22 protein-coding genes, 1 pseudogene and 1 other annotated feature are annotated in these 24,593 nt (G+C 40.7%); of the genes and pseudogenes, 8 read left to right on the forward strand and 15 right to left on the reverse strand.

Features of this window, described 5'->3' with window-relative positions; translation table 11 throughout:
* Positions 1-221, forward strand: a 221-nt coding sequence (locus KHB02_RS09550) for an IS3 family transposase (RefSeq protein WP_241113795.1), incomplete at its 5' end; no start/stop codon positions are given.
* Between the two features lie 67 nt (positions 222-288).
* Here KHB02_RS09550 and rarD read toward each other — a convergent pair.
* From rarD to refZ, 7 genes are all read right to left on the reverse strand, one after another.
* Complete coding sequence (rarD, locus tag KHB02_RS09555) at positions 289-1,218, reverse strand: EamA family transporter RarD (RefSeq protein WP_213144600.1); 930 nt, start codon at positions 1,216-1,218, stop codon at positions 289-291.
* Positions 1,219-1,364: 146 nt separating this feature from the next.
* Complete coding sequence (gene mbcS, locus KHB02_RS09560; protein WP_213144599.1) at positions 1,365-2,951, reverse strand: acyl-CoA synthetase MbcS; 1,587 nt, start codon at positions 2,949-2,951, stop codon at positions 1,365-1,367.
* 137 nt (positions 2,952-3,088) lie between these two features.
* The gene (locus KHB02_RS09565) at positions 3,089-3,292 is read right to left on the reverse strand and encodes an alpha/beta-type small acid-soluble spore protein (RefSeq protein ID WP_213144598.1); all 204 of its coding nucleotides are present in this window, start codon (positions 3,290-3,292) and stop codon (positions 3,089-3,091) included.
* A gap of 97 nt (positions 3,293-3,389) precedes the next feature.
* Complete coding sequence (thiI, locus tag KHB02_RS09570) at positions 3,390-4,598, reverse strand: tRNA uracil 4-sulfurtransferase ThiI (RefSeq protein ID WP_213144597.1); 1,209 nt, start codon at positions 4,596-4,598, stop codon at positions 3,390-3,392.
* Entirely contained in the window at positions 4,595-5,740 is a 1,146-nt protein-coding gene (locus tag KHB02_RS09575) for a cysteine desulfurase family protein (protein ID WP_213144596.1), read from the reverse strand. Before KHB02_RS09575 ends, thiI begins: the two co-directional genes overlap by 4 nt.
* 179 nt (positions 5,741-5,919) lie before the next feature.
* A complete protein-coding gene (gene ezrA / locus KHB02_RS09580) occupies positions 5,920-7,608 on the reverse strand; it encodes a septation ring formation regulator EzrA (protein WP_213144595.1) in 1,689 nt (562 codons plus the stop codon).
* 248 nt (positions 7,609-7,856) lie between these two features.
* Positions 7,857-8,489 (reverse strand): forespore capture DNA-binding protein RefZ, encoded by a 633-nt coding sequence (gene refZ, locus KHB02_RS09585; RefSeq protein ID WP_213144594.1) that lies wholly within the window; start codon positions 8,487-8,489, stop codon positions 7,857-7,859.
* A gap of 152 nt (positions 8,490-8,641) precedes the next feature.
* Between refZ and KHB02_RS09590 the strand changes: the two genes are divergently transcribed.
* On the forward strand, positions 8,642-9,121 hold the full coding sequence (locus KHB02_RS09590; protein WP_213144593.1) for a GAF domain-containing protein: 480 nt from the start codon (positions 8,642-8,644) through the stop codon (positions 9,119-9,121).
* A 24-nt stretch (positions 9,122-9,145) separates the two neighbouring features.
* On the opposite strand, the pseudogene KHB02_RS09595 reads toward KHB02_RS09590, so the two are convergent.
* A pseudogene (locus KHB02_RS09595) lies at positions 9,146-9,517 on the reverse strand (PLP-dependent transferase); the annotation flags it as partial.
* Positions 9,518-9,814: 297 nt separating this feature from the next.
* Between KHB02_RS09595 and rpsD the strand changes: the two are divergent.
* Positions 9,815-10,417 (forward strand): 30S ribosomal protein S4, encoded by a 603-nt coding sequence (gene rpsD / locus KHB02_RS09600; protein WP_213144592.1) that lies wholly within the window; start codon positions 9,815-9,817, stop codon positions 10,415-10,417.
* A gap of 125 nt (positions 10,418-10,542) precedes the next feature.
* On the opposite strand, the gene KHB02_RS09605 is transcribed toward rpsD, so the two are convergent.
* The gene (locus KHB02_RS09605; RefSeq protein ID WP_213144591.1) at positions 10,543-13,290 is read right to left on the reverse strand and encodes a transglycosylase domain-containing protein; all 2,748 of its coding nucleotides are present in this window, start codon (positions 13,288-13,290) and stop codon (positions 10,543-10,545) included.
* Between the two features lie 146 nt (positions 13,291-13,436).
* Positions 13,437-13,650: a binding site (T-box leader), on the forward strand.
* 43 nt (positions 13,651-13,693) lie between these two features.
* Between KHB02_RS09605 and tyrS the strand changes: the two genes are divergently transcribed.
* Positions 13,694-14,953 (forward strand): tyrosine--tRNA ligase, encoded by a 1,260-nt coding sequence (tyrS, locus tag KHB02_RS09610; protein ID WP_213144590.1) that lies wholly within the window; start codon positions 13,694-13,696, stop codon positions 14,951-14,953.
* Positions 14,954-15,059: 106 nt separating this feature from the next.
* Positions 15,060-15,254 carry a DUF6954 family protein gene (locus tag KHB02_RS09615; protein ID WP_213144589.1) on the forward strand — a complete coding sequence of 65 codons (195 nt, stop codon included), beginning with the start codon at positions 15,060-15,062 and terminating at the stop codon, positions 15,252-15,254.
* 121 nt (positions 15,255-15,375) lie between these two features.
* Here KHB02_RS09615 and acsA read toward each other — a convergent pair whose 3' ends face one another.
* A complete protein-coding gene (gene acsA, locus KHB02_RS09620) occupies positions 15,376-17,094 on the reverse strand; it encodes an acetate--CoA ligase (protein ID WP_213144588.1) in 1,719 nt (572 codons plus the stop codon).
* 194 nt (positions 17,095-17,288) lie between these two features.
* Here acsA and KHB02_RS09625 point away from each other — a divergent pair, with 194 nt between their 5' ends.
* From KHB02_RS09625 to KHB02_RS09635, 3 genes are read left to right on the forward strand one after another with little or no spacing between them, the layout of a single operon-like run.
* Entirely contained in the window at positions 17,289-17,921 is a 633-nt protein-coding gene (locus KHB02_RS09625; protein ID WP_213144587.1) for a GNAT family N-acetyltransferase, read from the forward strand.
* Positions 17,922-17,956: 35 nt separating this feature from the next.
* Positions 17,957-18,604, forward strand: a complete 648-nt coding sequence (locus KHB02_RS09630) for an acetoin utilization AcuB family protein (protein WP_213144586.1) — start codon at positions 17,957-17,959, stop codon at positions 18,602-18,604.
* Positions 18,601-19,773 carry an acetoin utilization protein AcuC gene (locus tag KHB02_RS09635; RefSeq protein ID WP_213145272.1) on the forward strand — a complete coding sequence of 391 codons (1,173 nt, stop codon included), beginning with the start codon at positions 18,601-18,603 and terminating at the stop codon, positions 19,771-19,773. The genes KHB02_RS09630 and KHB02_RS09635 overlap by 4 nt, the downstream gene beginning before the upstream one ends.
* Before the next feature lie 732 nt (positions 19,774-20,505).
* On the opposite strand, the gene ccpA is transcribed toward KHB02_RS09635, so the two are convergent.
* The 5 genes from ccpA to KHB02_RS09660 all read right to left on the reverse strand — a co-directional run bounded on the left by ccpA (position 20,506) and on the right by KHB02_RS09660 (position 24,451).
* The gene (ccpA, locus tag KHB02_RS09640) at positions 20,506-21,510 is read right to left on the reverse strand and encodes a catabolite control protein A (protein WP_213144585.1); all 1,005 of its coding nucleotides are present in this window, start codon (positions 21,508-21,510) and stop codon (positions 20,506-20,508) included.
* Between the two features lie 208 nt (positions 21,511-21,718).
* Entirely contained in the window at positions 21,719-22,795 is a 1,077-nt protein-coding gene (locus KHB02_RS09645) for a bifunctional 3-deoxy-7-phosphoheptulonate synthase/chorismate mutase (RefSeq protein WP_213144584.1), read from the reverse strand.
* Positions 22,796-23,082: 287 nt separating this feature from the next.
* Complete coding sequence (gene ytxJ / locus KHB02_RS09650; RefSeq protein ID WP_213144583.1) at positions 23,083-23,415, reverse strand: bacillithiol system redox-active protein YtxJ; 333 nt, start codon at positions 23,413-23,415, stop codon at positions 23,083-23,085.
* 86 nt (positions 23,416-23,501) lie between these two features.
* On the reverse strand, positions 23,502-23,966 hold the full coding sequence (locus KHB02_RS09655) for a YtxH domain-containing protein (RefSeq protein WP_213144582.1): 465 nt from the start codon (positions 23,964-23,966) through the stop codon (positions 23,502-23,504).
* 20 nt (positions 23,967-23,986) lie between these two features.
* Positions 23,987-24,451, reverse strand: coding sequence for a DUF948 domain-containing protein (locus KHB02_RS09660; RefSeq protein WP_338088275.1), 465 nt, complete (start codon positions 24,449-24,451; stop codon positions 23,987-23,989).
* Between the last annotated feature and the right edge of the window lie 142 nt (positions 24,452-24,593).

Below are 24,593 nucleotides of genomic sequence, written 5' to 3' on the forward strand. Positions count from 1 at the left end.
TGGTGCAAAGTATGTCGAGAGTCGGAAGGTGTATTGATAACGGACCAATGGAGGCATTTTGGGGAACCTTAAAATGTGAAAAATATTACCTAAATAAATACAGTACTTTTGAAGAGTTGAAAAAAGACATTGAGGATTACATAAACTTTTATAATCATGAAAGATTACAAAGAAGATTAAACGGCCTTAGCCCCCTTGAATACAGAGCTAAAGCCGCTTAAAATCGTTTTTTTATTTCCACTGTCTACTTGACAGGGGGCAGTTCAAACAGTCAGGCGCTCTTTTTTTTTATATTGCTCTTTTTTCTTTTCTCCATTTGAACTGTTTTCCCGGTAGTAGCTTTGTTTTGGATAGGGAGTAGATGGTTAATGCTGACCAAATGAAGATGAAGGATAGCAATTGCACTTTTGAAAAATGTTCATTATATACAAAAATCCCTAAAAGTAAGGTGAGTGTCGGTGCAATATATTGCAAAAAGCCAAGTAATGATAATGGAATTTTTTGCGCTCCCTTTGCAAAATATAAAAGAGGTACTGCTGTTGCGACACCTGCCCCTATTAAGAGCAAATCCGTGCCAATTCCTTTATGCAAAAACGCCATGGACCCGTTGATAAACAAATATCCTATATAAATAACTGCAAGCGGTGTAACCACTAGTGTCTCTAAAGTCAATCCGACGGATGATTCAACGTTAACAAGCTTTTTTACAAGCCCGTATAATCCAAACGTCAGCGCCAAAACAATGGCAACCCACGGGAATGTGCCATGGGAAATGCTGATGATTAATACGCCAATGGCTGCCAGCCCAAAGGATATATATTGATAAAATGATAGCTTTTCTTTCAGGACAATCATTCCCAATAAAATACTGACCAGTGGATTTATATAATATCCAAGGCTTGTTTCAATCATATGGCCATTATTGACCGCCCAAATGTAAGTAAACCAGTTTACACTTATTAACAAGGACGCCAATATTAATGCGTACATTTGTTTTTTATTTTTCGCGAAGCCTCTTAAAGTCTCTGTAAATAGTCCCATTTTCCTCGTGAAAATAAGTATTAAAAGCATTAAAACAAACGACCAAACAACACGGCTGGCAAGGATTTCTTCCGCTTGCACATCCCCTAAAAGTTTCCAATATATTGGCAGCAATCCCCAAAGCAAATAGGAAACAGCGGCATAAATAACCCCTTGCTGCGTTTCATTCTTATTCATTAATTCCGCATCCCCAATTCTTTCTATTCTCGAAATACTCCTTATTATAACTTGAAACAGCAATGATTAGGGATTTTTCTGCCTGACAAATTTTTCATTCTATTCTTAAAGGCACGCGGTTTACCGTGTGCCTTTAAGAAACCATTTTATAGATTTTTGGCTGATTCCAATTCCTTTTGACGCAGCTCGATTCTTCGTATTTTTCCAGAAGTGGTCTTTGGTAGTTCTGGGATATACTCTATTTTTCTTGGATACTTATATGGCGCTGTCAGCGTTTTGACATGCTCCTGAAGGGTTTTTGTCAATTCAGGATCAGCTTGGTTCACATTCTCTGTTAGAACAACAAAGGCTTTAACGATATTTCCACGGACTTCATCTGGACTTGCCACGACCGCACATTCTTTGACAAACGGGTGCTTAACAAGGGCATCCTCCACTTCGAATGGTCCAATCGTATAGCCGGAGCTGATAATGATATCATCGCCTCGTCCTTCAAACCAGAAATAGCCGTCTTCATCCATTTTCGCTTTATCTCCGGTGACATAATAATCACCACGGAATTGCATGGCTGTTCTTTCAGGATCTTTATAGTAGTTTTTAAACAGGGCAGGGGTTTCGACGTGTACAGCAATATCGCCTACTTCACCAACGCCGCAAACTTGACCTTCTTCATTAATGATTTCAACGCGATTGCCAGGCGTTGGTTTGCCCATGGAACCTGGTTTCAACTCCATACCTTTTGTAACTCCAACAAGCAATGTATTTTCTGTTTGACCATAGCCATCTCGAACATCCAAATGGAAATATTTACGGAATGTATCAATAACCTCACGATTTAGCGGTTCGCCAGCTGATACAGCACTATGAAGATTTGGAAGCTGATAGTCAGCTAAATTATCGACCTTCGCCATTAAACGATATTCGGTTGGTGTACAGCATAATACATTGACGTCATATTTCTGAAGAAGGCTTAAATATTTTTGCGGCTCAAATTTGCCGTTGTAAACGAATCCTGTTGCCCCTGACCCTAATACCGACAGGAAGGGACTCCAAATCCACTTTTGCCACCCAGGGCCGGCAGTCGCCCAAACCGTATCGCTTTCTTCAATGCAAAGCCACTTGGCTGCTGCTGTCCGTAAGTGTGCAAAAGCCCATCCATGCGTGTGAACAACCCCTTTAGGGTTGCCTGTAGTACCAGAGGTATAGGATAAGAAAGCCATGTCATCACGGTTGGTTTCCGCAAGAAGAAATTCATCTGATGCTTCTTTCATTTCAGCATCCAATCGTTTCCACCCTTCCACGTCGGCCCCGATTGTGAACTTGACTAGTTTTTGTACTTCTGCAATGTCTTTAAATTGGTCGACATATGGATAATAGCTAATGAGTGCTTTTACATCACCATGGGTAATACGGTACTGAAGGTCCTTCTCCCTTAGCATTTCCGAGCTTGGGATTACAACCATACCTGCTTTTAATGCAGCCAGATAGACAACGTATGCCTCAATCAGCCGCGGGACTATGACAAGAACTACATCGCCTTTTTGTAACCCATTCTGGGCAAAGACATTGCAGGCTTGATTTACTTGCTTCATTAAATTTTCATATGTAATTTCTTTTGTTTCACCTGATTCATTTTCCCATTTAAGGGCTAATTTGTGTGGGTCCTTCGCAAACTGCTCAACCTCGGCAACAAGATTGTATTTTTCAGGTGCAATTAAATCTTCCCGCTTCATTAATATCCCCTCCACTTGGTAACAATGTATTATATTTGATGTTATTACCTAGTCCTAATTATACGCCCTTTTCTGAAAAATAAAAAGAGAGAGCGAGAAAAAATCCCGCTCTCTGTAGCCATCATATTCTTTTTTAATTAACGAGTAAATCCGCCGCCTAATTGTGATTCAGCCATTTGAACTAGACGTTTTGTGATTTCACCACCAACAGATCCGTTAGCGCGTGAAGTAGTGTCTGCACCAAGGTTTACGCCAAATTCTTGAGCAATTTCATATTTCATTGCATCAAGAGCTTGTTGAGCACCGTTTACTACCAATTGGTTAGAGTTGTTGTTAGCCATCTATACTCACCTCCTTGTGAGTATAGAATGTGTAGAACACTAACGCTTCATGCAAAATTAGAATTGGTAAATGTTCACAAAATATACTTAAATACGTTTAAAATAATTCACTGAATTCCGAATGAGGTTCACTGTCAGGTTTTATTAAAAGCGTTTCAACTTCCTGTACAGCCTCTTGAATTAATGGGTCAAAATCGAAATAACTTTCGTATTGATTCACTTTTTCTCTTTTTGGCTTTGTTTTCGGTGATGCTGGCACAAAAATAGTGCAGCAATCTTCATACGGCCGATTGGAAATTTCAAGTGTATCAATTTCACTCGCGATTTTTATAATATCCGTTTTGTCCATTGAAATCAAGGGACGTAAAATCGGTGTATTTGTCACTTCATTAATCGCATACATGCTCTCAAGTGTTTGGCTGGCAACCTGGCCAAGGCTTTCGCCGGTAACAATGGCCAACCCCTCTTGTTTTATGCGGATTTCATCCGTAATGCGGAGCATCATTCTTCTTGTTGAAGTCATCGTATAATTTTCAGGCACCTGTTCGCGGATGGCCTGCTGAACATCGGTAAATGGCACAATATGAAGCTTTAATGAGCCGCCTGCCATCTCGGCCAGTTTCTTTGAAAGGTCAATAACTTTTTCTTTCGCACGTTCACTAGTAAACGGCGGACTGAAAAAATGAACTGCTTCAATTTCCAGGCCACGCTTCATTGCCATATATCCCGCTACCGGGCTGTCAATTCCTCCGGAAAGCATCAACATGGCTTTACCGCTTGATTCTGAAGGAAGTCCACCCGCTCCTTTTATCGTTTCGCAGGACAAATAAACGGCCTCTTTACGTACCTCTACCCGTAAATTAATATCGGGATTTCGAACATCCACCTTAATCCCGGGTATGTTTGTTAATAAATGGCCGCCTATAGCATTATTAATTTCATCTGTATTCAGATCAAAGGTTTTATCTGATCTTTTGGCTGTTACCTTAAAAGTTTTCCCCTCTTTATAGAGAGACTTTACTAATGTTAAAGACACTTCTTTAATGGACTCCATTTCCCTCTCGACCTTTATGGCCGGGCTGAAGGACTGAATCCCAAATATATTCTTTAATTTTTTGATGATTTCTATCCCGTTTTCTCCATTTAATAGGACATACATCCGATCGCGGCTAGCTTCAATTTTGATATTTGGAAACGGGGTAAGGGCAATTCTCACACTTTTTCTAAGTTTATCAACAAACTTATTGCGATTTCTTCCCTTTGTAGATATTTCCCCGTAGCGGATTAATATACGGTCATAATTCATTTATTCATTACCCTTCCTAAATGTTTTACTGTTTCCTCTATCGCTAAGATCGCCTTCCTTGCTTCTTCTTCTGTATTGTCAAAGGAAAGGCTGATTCTTATTGCACTTTCAGCAAGGTCTTCAGGCACTCCCATTTGAAGCAAAGTATTGCTAGGGGCCTTCTTTTTTGAAGAGCATGCACTCGTGGTCGATACAAAAATGTTTTTCTGCTCAAGTGCATGAATGAACACTTCTGATTTGATCCCTTTTAAAGAAAAATTTAAAATATGCGGTGCTGAGTTTTCTATCGGAGTATTGATTTGAATCTGTTCCATTTCATTTAACTTATCTCTTAACAGGTTTTTAAGCTTAACCATGCTCTCCATTGCTTCAGCACTTTTATCCAGTGTCATCCTGAGTGCTTTGGCCATTGCAACTGCACCGGCGACATTTTCCGTACCACTACGGATTTTCCGTTCCTGATTTCCTCCTAAAAAAAGCGGTGCTATCCTGACTCCTTCCCGAATAAAAAGGGCACCTGTCCCCTTTAATCCATGGATTTTATGAGCCGATATGGATAATAAATCTATCCTGCTTTCATATATGTTTATAGGAACCTTGCCAATTCCCTGAACCGCATCAACGTGGAATATAACGGATGGATAGCTTTTTAACATGTCCCCTATTTCCTTAATGGGCTGAATTGTACCAACCTCATTATTGACCTTCATGATAGACACCAAAATAGTATCTTTTCTTATCGAGCTTTTTACATCGTCGGCAGATACACGCCCATCTTTATCAACAGGGAGGCGGGTTATTTCAAAGCCTTCCTGCTCAAGCTGCTCCATTACAGTTAGAACAGATGGATGCTCCACACTTGATGTAATCAGGTGGCGCCCCCTGTTTCGGTTACCTAAAGCTGCCCCTTTAATGGCAAGGTTATTGCTCTCTGTACCACCCGAGGTAAAATATAATTCATTCGTTTTAACCCCAATGAGCTTGGCTGTTTGTTCTCTTGCCTGGGAAAGAAGCTTTTCTGCCTGTCCCCCGAAACCGTGCAATGAAGAGGGATTCCCAAAATATTCACTCGAAACAGTTAGAAATGAGTTCAATACTTCCTTATATGGTTTAGTTGTTGCACTATTATCAAAATAAATCATGGTTTACAACCTTCCTTTAACACCTCTGCCGAAATAAATCTTACCATAAATTATTATCTTGAAAAAGCAAATAAAAAATTGCTGATTGGCGAGTCCGATAGGATGTAGACAGAAGCGTAGTTGAATTTATACTTTCTTATTAGCCAAAGAAAAAAAACCGATATGACAATCGGTTTTTCCTAATCAATGGTTACAGGTGTCTTTATTTTTTTTAATGCGTCCGGGTCGATCCCCTCGATCGTAGCAGCAGCCTGCTCTAACGCCTCTTGATAATCATAACGGCGAAAAGCCTCTTCTGCATTCCTTAATCCATTTGCAACAGAAGGATACTGACTCCGGTATCGATTCCCGTATTGGATTGCCTTCTCAGCAAGCGTAACATTTTCTATCAATTCCAAAGTAGTATTTACCAATTTATCAACTGATAGAACAGCAATCTCTAAATACTGATTTAGTGCCGCTATATTAAGTGGCTTTTCCTCGAGCTGGTATCTGACATTTTGGATGCTCTCGTTCGTATCCTCCAATAAATACCGATATTCTTCAGGCAGTCCTGGAACATTTTGTTTTTGAACAAGGCGGAAGGTTTCTCCAACCTTTTTCGCCAATTCTTGGACTTTGTCTCTTGCTTCCAGTTCGTCCTTCCTAAGGGCTTGAAGTTTAAAGGCAAAGGTTTGCTGCTCCTCACGTATGAGGTCTAAGTGTTCCTTTATTTCATTTAACTCTTCACCCATGATGGACTGAGCTGTTTGGTTTTGCTTTATTTTCTCTGATAATATTTCATAGCGTTTATAAACAGCCTCAAGCTCTCTTTCCAAATTGTTCAGTGTTTCCAAATCCTGATCAGCCAATTGGTAGGTAGCCTGTACATGAAGGACTTCCGATGCGAGATATTTATTCACTTCTTCCGCCTCAGCAAGCAGACTGCTGGCAGTCTGTTCATTTTTCTTTACAAAATGCTTGGCATGTACCTCTTTTTCTAAAAGGTCCAAAAGAATATCGACCCGCTGTTTTATTTCTTTATTTCCATCCTGAGCCTGATCAACTTCGCTTTTTTCAACTAAAGCTAAATTTTCTCTGATTTTTTCCTCGAGACGCTCTATTTCTGTTTCCACATGGACATGTTCTAAATAGTACCCCTGTTCCATCATTTCCCGTAAACCAGACCTTACCTCGGCCAACTGGTTTGGAATCAGCGACTGACATTCAATTAAAAGTTGCGGAATTAAATCCATATTATTCTTTATACCAGTTAGTTTATCGTGAATGAATAGTACGACTTCACGTGCCTCCAAGTAATTTCCTTGCTCAGTTTTTTCATCGAATTCATGAAATTTCCCCATGACCTCAGTAAGCGCCGCTTCCAGATGCTTCTCGGAATTGCCAAAGCTATGGCGATGCGCGAGCAAGGTTTTCTTTGTCTCTCGATACAGTTCCTTTAATTCCTCAATTTCTACACGGTTCTTTTCCTCACTGCCGACCAGTTCATGAAGCTCTTCGATAATTTTATTAACTTGATTTTCAGTTTCTTGTAATTTTTCCGTGATTTTGCTTTGGGCCTCTTTTGCTTTTTTGAATCTATAGCGGTCTATGTATTCTTCTGCATCAAACAGCATTTCTTCCAAATCCGGCAGCTTGACAGTCACAATATCGTCCCATTCATTCCGCCAGCGCTCAAAAAGCTCCTCTGTTTGTCCGGTCATATTAAGCTGTTTTACTTTAGCCATTTCATCAGGGATTGGTCTATTAAACAAATCAATTTTCCAGGCCTCGAGATGGTCCATTTCTTTAAAATGCTTTTTCTTTATTAGATATCCTAATACAAATATCGCAAGGATAAGGATGAATAACCCTATTATATATTTCACTTGCAAGCCTCCTGTTCCGAACAGCTGTCATTCTCATCTATTTAAAAAATCCGTTAATGATTAAATTCGATGCCTTAATGATACCATGTATACGACAATTTTTGACTAGTAATTTCAATTTTTTTGTAAAAGAAAATCAAAAAAAGCACTCAGCTGTATAAATTCATCATGACAGCCAGTGCTTTACCTTTTTTTAGATCATTTTGAGGGAGCTTTTCAGCTGAGGGCTTTGATTCAAATCCTGAACTCTACTTTATAATCGCTTCTTTTTTTATTTGAACATCGGAACAAAGAGTTTTGTCAATCCATTGATAGAGGTCCTTTAAATATTTTTGCTCGAAAAACTTTTCATTTGGGAAAACATACAGCACTTCTCTCATGTAATGAGTATTCATAAACGGCATCATTAAAAGACCCTTTAACTGGATAATTAAATAAGGAATCGAATGCGGCCGAAATTCATTCCACTCAAAGCCTCTTTCAAATATCTTTTGAAAATAGTACTTTTCCTTCAAGGAATAGGTGGCCATGATTTCTCTTACCATTTGCGAATCAATTGACATTTCCCTGTACACAAAGCTAGCAAGCTGAATGTTTTCCCATTGATAATGGAGCAAGTCCGCTACCACGCGCTTCAGACAAATTGCTGCCCCTTTTTCAATGGTGGCAAAAGCCGCTTCCATTTTATTGATGTACTGTTCAAAAAAATAGGTAAAACAATATTCCAATAGCCCCTCTTTGTTGCCAAAGTAGTAAGCAATGGTGGCCGTATTTACTTTCGCGGCATCAGCGATATCCCTTATCGACGTACCTGAGTAGCCTTTGGAATTGAACAACAAAATAGCAGCTGCAACGACCGAATCCTTTGAACTTTTCTTCATCCCTTTTCCCCCTTTCGAACACAAAATCCCCTAATATAATTGTTCTTTTTCTAGATAAGGATTCCTCTATGAAAAAATCGACAAAGTCTGCTCTTTTTCTTTTCAATCTGCTAAAATAGACTATAAAACTTTAAAAAGCAGGGGGAAAAAGGATGTTTAACGTCGAAATGTACAAAGGGACTCGTGAAGAAAATTATGAATTAGTAAAGAAGCAATTGCATGCCCTCATCCACGATGAAAAAAATCAAATTGCCAATTTGAGCAATGCTTCCTCCTTGTTGAACCAATTTTTAGACCGGATTAATTGGGTCGGCTTTTATTTGATGGAGGACGGGGAGCTAGTGCTTGGACCATTTCAAGGCCTGCCTGCCTGCGTCCGTATTCCGGTTGGAAAAGGTGTATGCGGGACAGCAGTCCAGAAAGCAGAAACGCTTCGGGTCGCAGACGTGCATCAATTCCCGGGCCATATCGCCTGTGATGCTGCATCTCAGTCAGAGATTGTCATTCCACTTGTAAAAGGTGATCAGGTTATAGGTGTCCTAGATATTGATTCGCCGGAAAAAAACCGTTTTGATGAGTTGGACCAAGAAAAGCTTGAGGAATTCGTCTCCATCCTAATCGAACACGTATAAAGAAAACTCGCCATACGGCGAGTTTTATATTTTATCAAGCGCTTGTTCCAAATCCTCTTTTAAGTCCTCCCAAGCTTCAAGACCGACGGAAAGCCGAAGTAATGTATTGTCAATCCCCATTTTTAGCCGTTCTTCTTCTGGTACGACCGCGTGAGTCATTGTCGCCGGATGCTGGATCAATGTTTCCGTGTCTCCCAAACTTACCGCAATTTTAATTAGTTCCAATTGATTCATAAAATGCTGCGCTGTTTCCTTTGTCCCATGAAGTGAAAAGGAAAGCAGCCCGCCAGCTTGTTTCATCTGCTTTTTCATTATGGAATAATCAGGATGTTCCGGGTCACCAGGATAATATATATCCTTTACTTTTGGATGACCTTTCAAAAATTTGAATAGCTTTATGTATAATAAGATTGGTCTGTTAAAATCACCTTATCTGAATGACTTCAGTGTTATAATAAAAATTAGCTTGACTTACCACGAATAAAAATTATATAATACTCTTTGTGTAAAATATTGCAGCCTATGAAACGATTTTAGCTGTTCCATTTTGTTCCTCGCGAGAGCTTCTTGCGAAGGTGCATCGCGTAACCCTTAGCTGCTAGGGCGATGGTGCATGAAAACAAAATGGCTGTTATCGATGTTTCGTTACGGTTTTTATTTTACCAAAATAAAAACTTAAAGGAGGAGTCATTCATGGCTCGATATACCGGCCCAAGCTGGAAATTATCCCGTCGTCTTGGAATCTCTCTAAGCGGCACAGGTAAAGAATTAGAAAAGCGTCCTTACGCTCCTGGACAACATGGTCCAAACCAACGCAAAAAGCTTTCTGAATATGGATTGCAGTTACAAGAGAAGCAAAAGCTTCGTCATATGTACGGTGTTAATGAGCGTCAATTCCGCAACCTATTCGACAGAGCTGGCAAATTAGGCGGCGTTCATGGCGAAAACTTCATGGTTCTTCTTGAGTCTCGTCTTGATAACGTAGTTTATCGTTTAGGTCTTGCACGCACTCGCCGTGCGGCTCGTCAATTAGTTAACCATGGCCACATCTTAGTTGATGGCGCACGCGTTGATATCCCATCATACCGCTTAGCTGCTGGTCAAACAATCAGCGTTCGCGAAAAATCTCGCAACCTTGATGTAATCAAAGAAGCAATCGAAGCAACTAACTTCGTTCCTGATTTTTTAACTTTCGATGCTGACAAATTAGAAGGTACTTTCACTCGCTTACCAGAGCGTTCTGAATTACCTGCTGAAATTAACGAAACTCTTATCGTCGAGTTCTACTCTCGTTAATTTGTATTTAGCATTTGTAAAGCCCCAGAATTTCAATTCTGGGGCTTTTTTTATGTTTTTTGAAAATGCATTTGGAAATAAAAAACAGGAGTCCCAAAATCTAATTTTGAGACCCCCATTAAATGTTATTGTTGAGTTAAAACTCCTACTTCCACTACATTTGAAGGTGCGGATTCATTTCCTGCAATATCAACTGCCGTTACATAGAAGCTTCCGTTTCCAACATTATAGGATAGTGAGGAACCGCTATTGATGCTTGCGATCTTCGCTCCAAAAAATCCACCCTGATAGACACGATAGCCGACGATATCATTGTCTGCCGGTGCGCTCCATGTGAGGGTATTGCCGGATGCGGTCAAGGTGACACCGTCCGGTTTCTTGCCGTTATCGGCCATTTTAGCACTTGAGACAAGCACATTGTCCCATCTGCCCCTGTTTGGAATAAGCTGGCTGATATTTTTAAAGTCATTGCCTACTATTCTGTTGATAAAGTCTGGGTTTAAGATTGTTCCATACTGGGTAAACTCTTTTGGTGTGGAATCAAGAGCCAGATATTTACTATCTCCGATCGTTACATAATTTCCTTCGATTAAACTATCATCGACTTTCGTAGGAACATCTTTGGCATTGAAATAATCACTTTCAACCAAACCTGCCTTTGAACACGCCGCTGACGGAAGCAGGCCGGAAACGGCACAATACGACGTTTTAACAATCCCTTCAGGCATTTGAAAGCTTTCTTTTGGAGCAACTAAATCCGGTTTAATTTTATAAGCCGCATTCATCAGTTCAGCCCAAAGATTATTGGTCCGCTGACTGTAAGACATTCCGCTGGTTTTTAAAGATTTCTGCGTATCATATCCAGTCCAAATTCCAAGTGTTACATTCGGGTTGAAGGCAACAAACCACGAATCAAAATAATTGTTACCAGTACCGGTTTTTCCTGCCCAATCAGCACTGAAATTCAGTTTGCTCTTTACACCTGCTGCTGTACCCATATTTATTACATCCCGCATCATATCAATGGTCAAGAATGCAGTCTGAGGTTTAAAGACATCAACAGGTTTTACTTCATGCTGATAGATAATTTTACCGTCCTTGTCGACAATTTTATCAATCAGGTAAGCATCGATAAATTTCCCGCCATTGGCAAAGGTACTAAAGGCATTTGTATTTTCTTCAACAGTCACGCCGTTATCCAAGGACCCGATAGAGGTAGCCAGGTTCGTGTAGTCCCCTTTTGTTAGCGAGGTAAAGCCCATCTTTTCCAGATACTGTGCTGGACGCTGGTCCACGATTTCAGAGTATAGCTTTACTGCCGGCACGTTATAGGATTTGGCCAAAGCATACCGTGCTGATACTAGCCCGCTATATCTTTTGTCATAGTTATGAGGCCATGGTGTACTTTTGCTTTTATCTAGTCTCAGTTCGACATCCGGAAGCGGGGTTCCCGGCGCCGCTTTTCCGAGTTCAATAGCCGGCCCGTAAACGAGCAGCGGCTTCATCGTCGAACCGTTCTGGCGGACTGCACTGGTAGCGTGATTGAGCTGCTGTTTATTATAATCTCTGCCGCCAACAAAGCTGATTATTTTGCCGGTACTATTTTCAATCAGTTCTGCACCGACCTCAACAGGTTCCATTACGGTTTTCTTTTCACCGGTTTCCGGGTCTTCTTTTTCCTCCGGTTTATCTGGTCCGTAATATTTGTAGTTATCTTTTACCACCTGCATGGCATCATATATATCTTTGTTAATAGTTGTATGAATTTGATAGCCATTTTGCCGCAGGTCATGGCTAGCCATCGTCTTATACTTGTAATAAAGGTTTTCATCTTGTTTTAAATCTTTTTCGGTATGGCCATCTTTCTTAGCCAACCCCGTTGTCAGAACATCAATGGCCCGTTTCTCAATTTCAAATGTCAACCAAGGATAGTTATCAAGCGGATTTGGTACTGACGGAGTAAAATCCTTTGTGATGTCATAGGCGGATGCTTCTGCGTATTGCTTTTCATTAATGTATCCGCCATCGTACATTCTTTTTAAAACTGTTTTCATTCTTGTTATGCCCGGCTCCAGATTATTCTTCACTGTGCCTTCTCGGGTAAATGGGGTATAACCAAACGGACTTTGCGGCAGTCCGGCAATAAAAGCAGCCTCCGGCAGTGTAAGCTCACTAGCATTTTTTCCAAAGATCCCTTTTGCTGCGGCCTGGACACCGGCAATGTTCTGCCCTGATGAATTTCTGCCAAGAGTCGCCACATTTAAGTACGCTTCAAGAATTTCCTTTTTATCGAAAAACTTCTCCAAACGAAGGGCCAGCAAAATTTCATTTGCTTTTCTTTGGAAGGAAACCTCATTGGTTAGAATTTGGTTTTTAATTAATTGCTGTGTTAGCGTGCTTCCGCCCGATTGGATAGGAGAATTGGTCACTTCCTGAAAAAGGGCTCGAAAAACGGCCTTTGGGACGACCCCTTTGTGCTCGTAAAAATATTCGTCCTCCGTAGCGATTACAGCATTGATTACGTTATCGGAGACCTGATTCAATTTGACCTCATCACGGACCAGATCCGACCGTAGTTTTCCAAGATAAACATTATCAGCAAAATATAAGTCCGATGTTTCCGTATAGTTGTAAATATCTTTTTTCATACCTTCGTATGAACGCACGGGTTCATCCTTGACGAGCGAGGCAAAATAACCGGCGCCAACACCTGTTGCAAAAGCCCCTCCAAGGATTACAACCGTTAATAAAAGCAGAAACAGGTTCCAGAAAACCTGATACGTAATCCTGGCACCTTTGACGGTTTTTTTATGAGTAATAAAATTAAGGAGGGAATCAGCTTTTTCCTTCCATATTTGCCACTTTTCTTTCATAGCATCACCTCTAATAAAATCACATCCATTATAGCATATCGGTGGTATAAAATTTGACAAGCTTCTACATTTTTCTGAAATTTCCATTTTACCGTTTGACTTTATCTTTAATATATGTTAAAAAATCAATAAGCATTTTTTTATAATTTAAGGCTTTGAAGGGAATCAATTGTAGTTCTTCTATCCCTGTAAATAGAGAGGCAGCGGCCGGTGAAAGCTGCCACATATAGAAGAGTGAATTACATCCTGGAGCTTTCTCTGTGAAGAAACAGTAGCGGAGAACGGTTTAAACCGTTACTTTTTCAAGTTGGAGGAATTTCCTCAAGCTGGGTGGTACCGCGTATATTTTACGTCCCTGCATAATTGCAGGGGCGTTTTTATTTTTTATTGGAGGTTTTGAGTAATGAACTTATTAGAGGATTTGAAATGGCGGGGCATTATTTATCAGCAAACAGATGAAGAAGGGTTGCAAAATCTTTTAGATAACGAAAAAATTTCCCTCTATTGCGGGACAGACCCAACCGCTGACAGTCTTCATATCGGCCATTTGGTGCCGTTTTTAACACTAAGAAGATTCCAGCAGCATGGACATCGTCCGCTTGTATTGGTCGGAGGCGCAACTGGGCTGATTGGCGACCCGAGCGGTAAAAGCGAAGAACGAAAGCTGCAAACAATCGAAGCGGTTCAGAAAAACGTTGAAGGCATTAAAAAGCAATTAACGGCCATTTTTGAGTTTGAAGGAGAAAATGGCGCAGTTATGGTCAACAACTACGACTGGACCGAGCCCATGAGTGTCATTGCCTTCCTGCGTGATATCGGCAAGCATATCGGTGTCAACTACCTGCTGGCAAAGGATACGATTGCCTCTAGGCTTGAAACAGGGATCTCGTTTACCGAGTTCACCTACACGATTTTACAGGCGATGGATTTCAACCATTTATATGATCATTATAACTGCAAATTACAGGTTGGCGGCAGTGACCAGTGGGGGAACATTACCTCAGGTCTTGAGTTAATTCGGAAAATGCATAACGAAGAGACGAAAGCCTTTGGGCTGACAATTCCGCTTGTAACCAAATCCGACGGTACCAAGTTTGGAAAATCAGAAGGCGGCGCTATCTGGCTCGACCCGGAAAAAACCACTCCTTACGAGTTCTACCAGTTCTGGATTAACACAGCCGATGCCGATGTGGTGAAATACTTGAAGCTGTTTACCTACCTTTCTCGTGAGGAAATTGAACAATTGGAAGTCTGTGTCCAAGAAGAGCCGCATCTCCGTAAAGGCCAAAAGGCACTGGCGGAAGAGATGACACGTCTGATTCACGGAGAGGATGCACTAAAGCAGGCCATCAAGATTTCCGAAGCACTATTTAGTGGAGACGTTCGCAGTTTATCGGCTGCCGAAATCAAGCAGGGCTTTAAAGATGTACCGTCTTACGCGCTTCAAAATGAAGAGGAAAATAATTTGGTTGAGCTATTAGTAGCGGCAAAGATCTCTCCTTCCAAGCGCCAGGCTCGTGAAGATATTTCAAATGGTGCCATTGCCATTAATGGAGAAAAGGTAACTGATACCTCTTATACTCTTCAGGAAACTGACAAAATTGAAGGCCAGTTTACGATTGTCCGAAGAGGGAAAAAGAAATATACGTTAATTAAATATTAATTGGTATAAAGGGGCTTTGGGACTGCAACCCAAAGTCCTTTTTATTTGTAACAGCTTTTTTCTTTTCAACGTCAATATATAAAAAGGAAATTTGGAGGTGAAAGTAGTGAGAATTTTAGTACACGCTGTTTTTATCCTTCTCATTGGCTTGGTTACGTTTTTTGGCCTTGGTCCTGTTCTTTTGGCAGATGGAAGCATGCGGGAAAGATTGGTCACGGGAGTAATTGTTTTGGTAATTTATCTAATCTTGGGATTCGGCTATCGAAAGGGAATTGGCTGGGCCGAACGCAAACGGAATTAGCATATATCAGCGAATTTTTACCATTTATCAGCGAATCCAAAAGAAGGATTTAATACCAACAAAAAAAGAGGCTGCTCCAGTCATCAATTGGATTCAGCCTCTATCTTTATATCTTTAAAAATTAGTCTTCCATCGTCGATAAATCACCAGTCGGCAAATTTAACTCCCATGCTTTCAAAACACGTCTCATGATCTTGCCGCTTCGTGTTTTTGGCAGCTTGTCACGGAAATCAATTTCACGAGGTGCGGCATGTGCTGCCAGACCTTTTTTGACGAACTGTCTAATTTCCTCTTTAAGCTCTTCAGTTGCCACATAACCATCCCTTAACGCGATGAAGGCTTTAATAATTTCCCCGCGCACAGGATCCGGTTTTCCGATAACCCCTGCTTCAGCAACTGCTGGGTGTTCAACAAGCTTGCTTTCCACTTCAAATGGACCTACACGCTCTCCAGATGTCATGATGACGTCATCGACGCGGCCTTGGAACCAGAAGTAGCCATCCTCATCCATGTACGCAGAGTCTCCAGAGACATACCAGTCACCTGGCATGAAATACGACTCGTATTTCTCAGGATTGTTCCAGATCGTATGCATCATCGAAGGCCAGCCTTTTTTAATTGCAAGGTTCCCCATTCTGTATGGCGGAAGCTCGTTACCTTGATTATCAACAATCGCCGCCTCAACGCCAGGGATTGGCTTCCCCATCGAACCAGGCTTGATTTCCATGCAAGGATAGTTACTGATTAACTGGGCACCAGTTTCTGTCATCCACCAGTTATCATGAATTCTCTTATTGAATACCTTGGCACCCCATTTTACCACTTCTGGGTTTAATGGCTCACCAACACTCAAGACATGGCGAAGACTGCTTAAATTAAATTTCTTAACCAGCTCGTCCCCCGCTCCCATCAGCATCCGGAATGCTGTTGGAGCACTGTACCAAACCGTAACACCGAAGTCTTCAATCATTTGATACCAGGATTCTGGGCTGAAACGTCCGCCGACAATAACATTCGAAGTACCAGTCAGCCATGGGCCAAAGATACCATATGAAGTTCCTGTCACCCAGCCTGGGTCTGCTGTACACCAGTAAACATCATCCTCTTTTAAATCAAGAACCCATTTAGCTGTTTGATAATGCTGAATCATCGCATTATGCACATGCAGTACGCCCTTTGGCTTACCAGTGGATCCAGATGTGTAATGGAGGATTAATCCATCTGTCCGCTCAACCCATTCAATCTTCAGCTCTTTGCTGGCAGTCTCAAATTTTTCTAAAAAGTTAATGCAATTACCTTGTTCCTCCACATTTTTTCCAACGAGGAAAATATGCTTTAATGCCGGTAAATCCTGGACAGGTACACGGCTTAACAATTCTGGTGTAGTTACTAATACTTTTGCTTCACTGTCTTGCAGACGATCCCTGACAGCCCCTTCCATGAAGGCTTCAAACAATGGGCCAACGATCGCACCAAGCTTAATTGCTCCTAAAACAGTAAAATAAAGTTCTGGAGAACGCGGCATGAAAATAAAGACACGGTCGCCTTTTTCGACATCGCCGTAATTTTTCAGCACATTCCCGGCTTTATTGGAAAGCTCCTTCATTTCCTTAAAAGTATATTTTTCATTTCTCGAAGCATCACGATAATATAATGCCACCTTATTTTTTCTATACGTACCCGCGTGGCGGTCAATCGCCTCGTAAGCCATATTAACAAGGCCTGTCTCACTCCAAGAGAATTCCTTTTCTGTATCTTTCCAGTCAAAATTCTTATATGTTTCTTCATAGTTTCGCAAATTGAAATCCCCTTGGACTACTGGCAGCGCTTCCACTCTCATTCCTATCTCCCCCTCTGAAGTATTTGAGATAATTATAGTACAAATAATAACTATTCACAATTTTAAAAAAACATTTTTTAAAAAAATATAAACCTAGTGTTTAATTTTTCGAAAATTTAGTGAAAAATCTTTAAAGATATAAATTTCATGTATAATAGAATTGAAGTACCTAGATTTTTTCCAGGGGTGACCAAATGGAGCACAAAAAAACCTATAATGCTAAGGAATTAAAAACTCCTCAAGGCAAATTAATTATTGAAGGCCCTGTCACTGCAGAAAAATTAGCAGGCTATGATTTTCATGAAGACCTTGTTGCGTTTCGCCCCCCTGCCCAGCAGCACGAGGCATTAATCGGGATCGCCGATTTACCGGAAGGAAGAATTATTATTGCGCGGCATCAAAATACAATCGTCGGTTATGTTACCTATTTATACCCGGACCCTCTCGAACGCTGGTCGGAAGGAAAGATGGATAATTTAATAGAATTGGGCGCTATCGAGGTGATCCCTCAATTTAGAGGCTGTGCTGTCGGTAAAAACCTCCTGATTGTTTCGATGATGGATGATGCCATGGAAGACTATATTATTATCACCACCGAGTATTATTGGCATTGGGATTTAAAAGGAACCAAACTCAATGTTTGGGAATATCGAAAAATCATGGAGAAAATGATGAATGCCGGCGGTTTGGAATGGTATGCGACTGATGACCCGGAAATCTGCTCCCACCCAGCCAACTGTTTGATGGCCAAAATGGGCAAACGAATCGATAATGAATCCATTCAGCGTTTCGATCGTCTTCGTTTTATGAATCGATTTATGTACTAAACATGATTGAACTATAGAGAATTGGGGGAAATCCTATGATCGTGGAAGAAATTATGCAATCGGATGTAGCTGCCCTCTCTCCCACTGATACCATTGCAGACGCCATGGCATTAATGGAATTAAGGAAAATTCGCCACATCCCAATCATTGATAAAGACGGGCACCTGGTTGGTCTTGTTACCGTTGCTAAAATAAGAGAGGCTACACCGTCCATTTTTCATGCAAATGAACACCCGGAAATTTTGAAAAAACCCCTAGATACGATAATGGAGAAAAACGTCATCACAAGCCATCCCCTGGATTTTGTTGAAGAGATCGCCGCTCTTTTCTATGAACATAAAATAAGCTGCCTTCCGGTCATCAATAATCGAAAATTAGTGGGAATTGTGACAGAAACCGATTTATTAAGAACAATGATTGAATTAACAGGTGTTCATCAGCCTGGCTCGCAAATAGAAATAAAAGTGCCGAATATCTCCGGAATTCTCAGTGAAATCGCAGAAATTATCCGAAAACGGAAGGCAAACATCTTAAGTGTACTGGTTTACCCAGATAAACAGGATGAGCAATATAAAATACTTGTAATCAGAGTTCAATTAATGAACCCTACCGGATTGATTCAAGACCTTAAAGAAGCTGGCCACCAGGTGTTATGGCCAAATTTGCCGGGGATGTCTATATGAATGATCGCTGTTCCTTTATTTACTCAGAAGACCTTCTGAATTATCGATTCAACAGCCATCATCCTTTCAATCAATTCCGGCTTAAACTCACAGTAGATTTATTAAATAGAATAAATGCCTTAGACCCCAATCAGATTGTTAAGCCACGAATGGCGACTGAAGAGGAGTTAACCTTAATCCATGACCCAAGTTACGTAGAAGCAGTAAAAAAGGCCGGCCAGGGGCTTCTTCCGAAAGAAATGGCTGAAAACTATGGTTTAGGTACTGAAGATACCCCTATTTTCGCTAATATGCATGAGGCTAGTTCTTTGATGGTGGGGGGGACCTTAACGGCTGTCGATGAGGTAATGACTGGAAAAACACTTCATGCCCTGCACCTTGGCGGCGGTCTGCATCACGGATTTCGGGGGAAAGCCTCCGGATTTTGCATTTACAATGATAGTTCTGTTGCGATTAAATATATCCAGCAAAAATATAATGCCCGCGTTTTATACGTTGATACAGACGCCCATCATGGTGACGGAGTTCAATGGTCCTTTTACGATGACCCGAATGTCTGTACACTATCAATTCATGAGACTGGCCGGTATCTATTTCCGGGTACAGGCAATATTAACGAAAGAGGCCAGGGAGCGGGATACGGCTATTCATTCAACATCCCTGTTGATGCCTTTACAGAAGATGATTCGTGGCTGCATGCCTATAAAAATGCAATCAGAGATGTGGCCGAGTTTTTTAAGCCTGATGTGATCTTGACGCAAAACGGAGCAGACTCGCATTATTATGACACATTAACCCATTTGTCGGCAACGATGAAAATATATCGGGAAATCCCAAAGCTTGCCCATGAAATTGCGCATCAATATTGCGGCGGCAAATGGATTGCCGTAGGCGGCGGCGGATATGACATTTGGCGTGTTGTCCCAAGGGCTTGGGCATTTATTTGGATGGAGATGACGGAAAATCCCAATTGTTTTGGCAGTTTGCCTGAAGACTGGATAGAGCAGTGGCAAAAGGAGTCCCCGGTGACACTGCCAAGGGAGTGGGATGATCCAGAGGATATTTATCCTCCAATCCCAAGAAAAGCAGAAATAACAGAAAAGAACTTAATCACACTTGAAAAAGCACTATATCCAATTCGTAATCATCAAAAAAGTGAATCAAGATAATAAGAAAAGGCGGCTATTTAGCACCTCAGGCTATCGAAAACCTTTCGATAGCCTTTTATTTTACCTCATTACCTTTGTCGATTCACCACGTTAATTTTTATATAAAAATATTAATTTAAAGCCTTTTTAACATGTTTGTTGATTTGCGCCCTAGGCACTTCGATTTCCGCGAGGTTCAGACACTTCCTCCTCTTTTTCAGGCGATTTTGTCCGAAGGTTGCGTAGGTTCGGACACTTCCGCCCCTTTTTCAAGCGGTTTTGTCCGAAGGCTGCACTGGTTCGGACACTTCCGCCTCTTTTTCAAGCGATTTTGTCCGAACGTTGCACTGGTTCGGACACTCCCTCCTCTTTTTCAAGCGATTTTGTCCGAAGGTTGCGCAGGTTCGGACACTTCCTGGATGGAAATGTCCTCATAAAGCAGCACACTTACCAGGTGGAGAAAATGTGTGTTGCAATACTTTAGGATATTTGACTCCCAGTTGATTGGAGCAGAGGGCACTCGACTCCTCGAAAATGCTATCGCATTTCCTTCGTGCGTGGGCCGATTCAAGGGAGAAGATTTTCAGTGTCCTGCGGGATATAGAGGTCACTGGAGAACCCGCAGGCGCTTTCAGCGCCGAGGAGGCTCCAGGACCTCCCCGCGGAAAGCGAGTGCCCGGAGAGGAAATCAACAGGCCCGTTAGCAGGATTTAGACAAAATAAAAAAGGCGACTAATTAGCCGCCCTTTTTTATTATTCCCTTGTTGATTGACGATGTTCAATTCGATGTGGAAGAACCACTTTTTGTTCACTTACTTTTTCTTTGTTCATTAATTTGGTTAACAAGCGCATTGCAACAGCCCCAATATCATAAAGAGGTTGAACAATCGTCGTAAGCTGCGGACGGACCATCAGCGACAGTCTCGTATTGTCAGAAGTAATAACCTCAAAATCCTCTGGAATACTGTAGCCCTTATCCTCAGCACCATGGACGACACCAAGTGCCATTTCATCCGCACCAACCAAAATGGCCGTTGGTTTCTCAGATAGTTCCAGCATTTTTTCAAATGCTTCAATTCCGGAATCGTACGTATAATCTCCTTCAATAATTAGCTCTTCATTAAAAGGAATATTTGCATCTTCTAAGGCTCTCTTATAGCCATTTAGCTTTTTAACGGTGATATCCGGTTCATAAAGCGGTCCAATAACAAAAGCAATATGTTTATGCCCTCTACCGATAAACTCTTTTACAGAATCGTAGGCAGCCTGTTCATAATCAATGTTAACAGAAGGAATCTTTTCAGATTCTTCGATAGATCCCGCTAGCACAACTGGAACTGGAGACCTTTCAAACTCATCGACATGCTCAGGAGTAATATGTCCTCCCATGAAAACAATCCCGTCTACCTGTTTACCTAACATTGTGTTAAATAAATGTAGTTCCTTTTCTTTGTTTTGATCTGAATTACTTAAGATAATATTGTACTTATACATGGTGGCAATATCTTCAATCCCGCGTGCAAGCTCTGCAAAGAAGATATTGGAGATATCAGGGATGATAACTCCTACTGTAGTTGTTTTTTTACTTGCCAATCCTCTGGCAACCGCATTTGGACGGTATCCTAATCTTTCGATTACCTCTTGGACCTTTTTCCGGGTAACCGGCTTTACATTAGGATTCCCGTTAACAACGCGGGATACTGTGGCCATGGAAACATTCGCTTCACGAGCTACGTCATAAATTGTAATATTATTCACTTGTAACACTCTCCTAAAACGTTCATTGTTTTCTTTATTTTATAGCATTTAGCTAAAATCTAGTCATTATTGCTTATGTGATAAAGTAAACAATCTTTAAGTATGTACTTATGATACGACAAGAAGAAAAAAGCCGCAATTATATTGTCAATATTTTTTTAAAAGCAGGAAAAAACCTCCTGCTATCATAGCAGAAGGTTCTTGTTCATTATACTCTTACAAAGTTGGATGCAAGGAGTTCATTGTAGAAGTGATCAAATTGCTCAAGGTTCATTTGCTGCTGTGCATCAGAAAGTGCTACAGCAGGGTCTGGGTGTACTTCAGCCATAACGCCGTCTGCCCCAATTGCAATTGCAGCCTTCGCGCATGGAAGCAGTAAATCTCTTCTTCCAGTTGAGTGAGTAACATCTACCATAACCGGTAAATGTGTTTCTTGCTTTAAGATAGGAACAGCGGAAATATCTAAGGTATTTCTAGTTGCCTTCTCGTAGGTCCGAATTCCACGCTCGCAAAGGATAATTTGTCCATTTCCTTGCGCCATGATATATTCGGCAGCATTGATGAATTCCTCGATGGTTGCAGCTAACCCTCTCTTTAATAGAACAGGTTTATTTACTGCACCAGCAGCCTTTAATAATTCGAAGTTTTGCATATTACGTGCACCAATTTGGATAACATCGATGTAATCAATAGCCATTTCAATATCGGCAGGACTGACAATTTCACTAATGACGGCCATATCAAATTCATTTGCAACACGTTTTAATATTTTCAGTCCTTCTACACCTAATCCTTGGAAATCATATGGAGACGTTCTTGGCTTGTAAGCACCACCGCGCAAAAGCTTTAAGCCTTTTTCCTTCATAGCTTTAGCCACAGTTGCCACCTGCTCATAGGATTCAACTGCACATGGACCGAAGACAAAATGCTGCTTGCCATCGCCAATTTTTTCGCCTTTTAAGTCTACGATTGTATTTTCTGGCTGTTTCTTTCTAGAAACTAACAAAGCTTTCTTATGGTCGTCCTTTTGGAGGTCAAGCCCCGCTTTGAAAATTTCCTTAAACAGGTGATCAATTGTTGAATTTTCAAATGGACCATCATTATTCTCTTTAATTTTATCGAGCATCATTCTTTCGCGGACTGGATCGAAGCGGAAAACGCCTTGACTTCCTTTTACCTGCCCGATCTCTTGGACGAGTCGAGCTCTTTCATTTATTAACCTCAACAATTCCAAGTTTAACTCATCTACACGGTCTCTTAACTGATCCAATTCATTATTGCCCATCTTTTCGTCCCCGTCCTTTCTTTTGTCGGCATTTATTCCTAAGTAAAGTTATCTTTTTTAAATAGGATTAAGTTTACTGCCTCACAATCAAAGATTTTTAAAAATTATAAACTTTTTTATAATTAGGGTTATTATAGCCGAAATAAATTTCTTTGTCATCACTTTTTTCTTTAACGATTAAACGCTTTTAAGCTTTTAAGTATTAAAGTATTTTTTGATATATATTAAAGTAATATATGTGTTTTTTGAAAAAAGGTGACTGTTATATGGCGATATGGAACTATTTTTTATTCCTGAACGGGAATAGCTTGTGCCAAAGAACGATTCGTTATTTTCCAGTGTGAAGCATTCCACGATGGTTTCCCATCAGCAAAAAGAATGGCTTGTGGAGATTCGTGCTTAATTTGAAATTGTTCAGCGATTTCGTTTGATAATGGGCGGGAATCTTGAACTGCCAAGTAGTAAGTTGGGATATTTTCATGTTCATTCGAAAATTTCTCGTATTCTTTGTAGGCTGCTTGGCTGATTGGGCAAGTTAAGCTGTGCTTTAATAGATAAAATGAATTTTCGTTATTTAGTAATTCCGTAAACTCTTCAATTGAATCAATTTTTTTCAGCATAATTTTACCTCCAGATAATAATAAACGGTGAAGTAATTTTAACACTTCACCGTAATGTTTCACAAACTGTATAACTTATATTCCTTTTAAATCCTAACCTTGCTTTCTTCTTCCTCTAGTGCTTTTTGAGCTTCCTCTAATTTTTTTCGAATTTCATCGCTATTTGCTGAAGCTTTTGTTGATGCCGTTTTTTCGTTTGAACCTTGAATCGAAATATAGGTGGTTTCGGAATCCTCATGCTGCTCAAAAGTGGTATCTGTTTTCCCTTTCACTTTATTCATTAGATTAGAGGATTGCTGGGCAAGCCCCTGGGTAAGTGAGATAGTTTTGGACTTTACATTTTCCCTTAGCGGTGAAGATTTATCGAGAAGAGATCCCGTTTGGTCAGAAAGTGTATGGCGAAATTCCTGGCCTTTTTTTGTACCTAAGAGCAGCGCCGCTGCAGCACCCGCCAGACCGCCAACGATAACGCCCAGCAGAAAACTGCTGCTGCCAGATTCGTCGCTTCGAACTTGATTGGTTTCACGTGATTCATACTCTCTTTTTGTCATAATCCCTTCACTCCTCTTTTTTAATGTGAACGTTCCTTTTGCCTTTCATAAATGGTTTCTTCATTTTTGGCTTCCTTACGAGCCTGCCACATGTCTTTTAATTCAAAAAATACATTGCTCCACTGAATAATTTGCGAAACTTTTTCCTTGCTCTCTTCGACTTGCTCATCAATCGTATTCGTAATATTCTTTAAGGTTCCATTAAATTTCCTGACTGAGGTTCCAACCTCTTTAACAGAATCAACGACACTATTTAAGCGCACTGATTTATCTTGTAAATCTTCGGCAAGGGCATTTGTTTTTTGTAAGAGCTGTGTTGTTTCACTTGTGACACCTTCAACTTGTTTTTCCAGTCCCTTTAAAGTGTCCGAAACACTCGTAAGGGTAATTTTCAGGGATTTAAGTGTCGCTGATAAATAGAAAACCAGCACTAAAAAAGCTACTGCAATCAAGGCTGCGCTTATGTATAAAATCAAGATCATCATAAAACCTCCGATATATCCTATTAATTATGTATTACCGTTCAAACTATGGTTTAAACCTCGTTCATATCTTATACTACTTCCAGTGATTTGTCTTGTTTTCCTGCAATTTGTTAAAAAAAATTCCTTATATTATTGATATGAA

The sequence above is a fragment of the Neobacillus citreus genome (assembly GCF_018343545.2).
In the GTDB taxonomy this organism is placed as follows: domain Bacteria; phylum Bacillota; class Bacilli; order Bacillales; family Cytobacillaceae; genus Neobacillus; species Neobacillus citreus.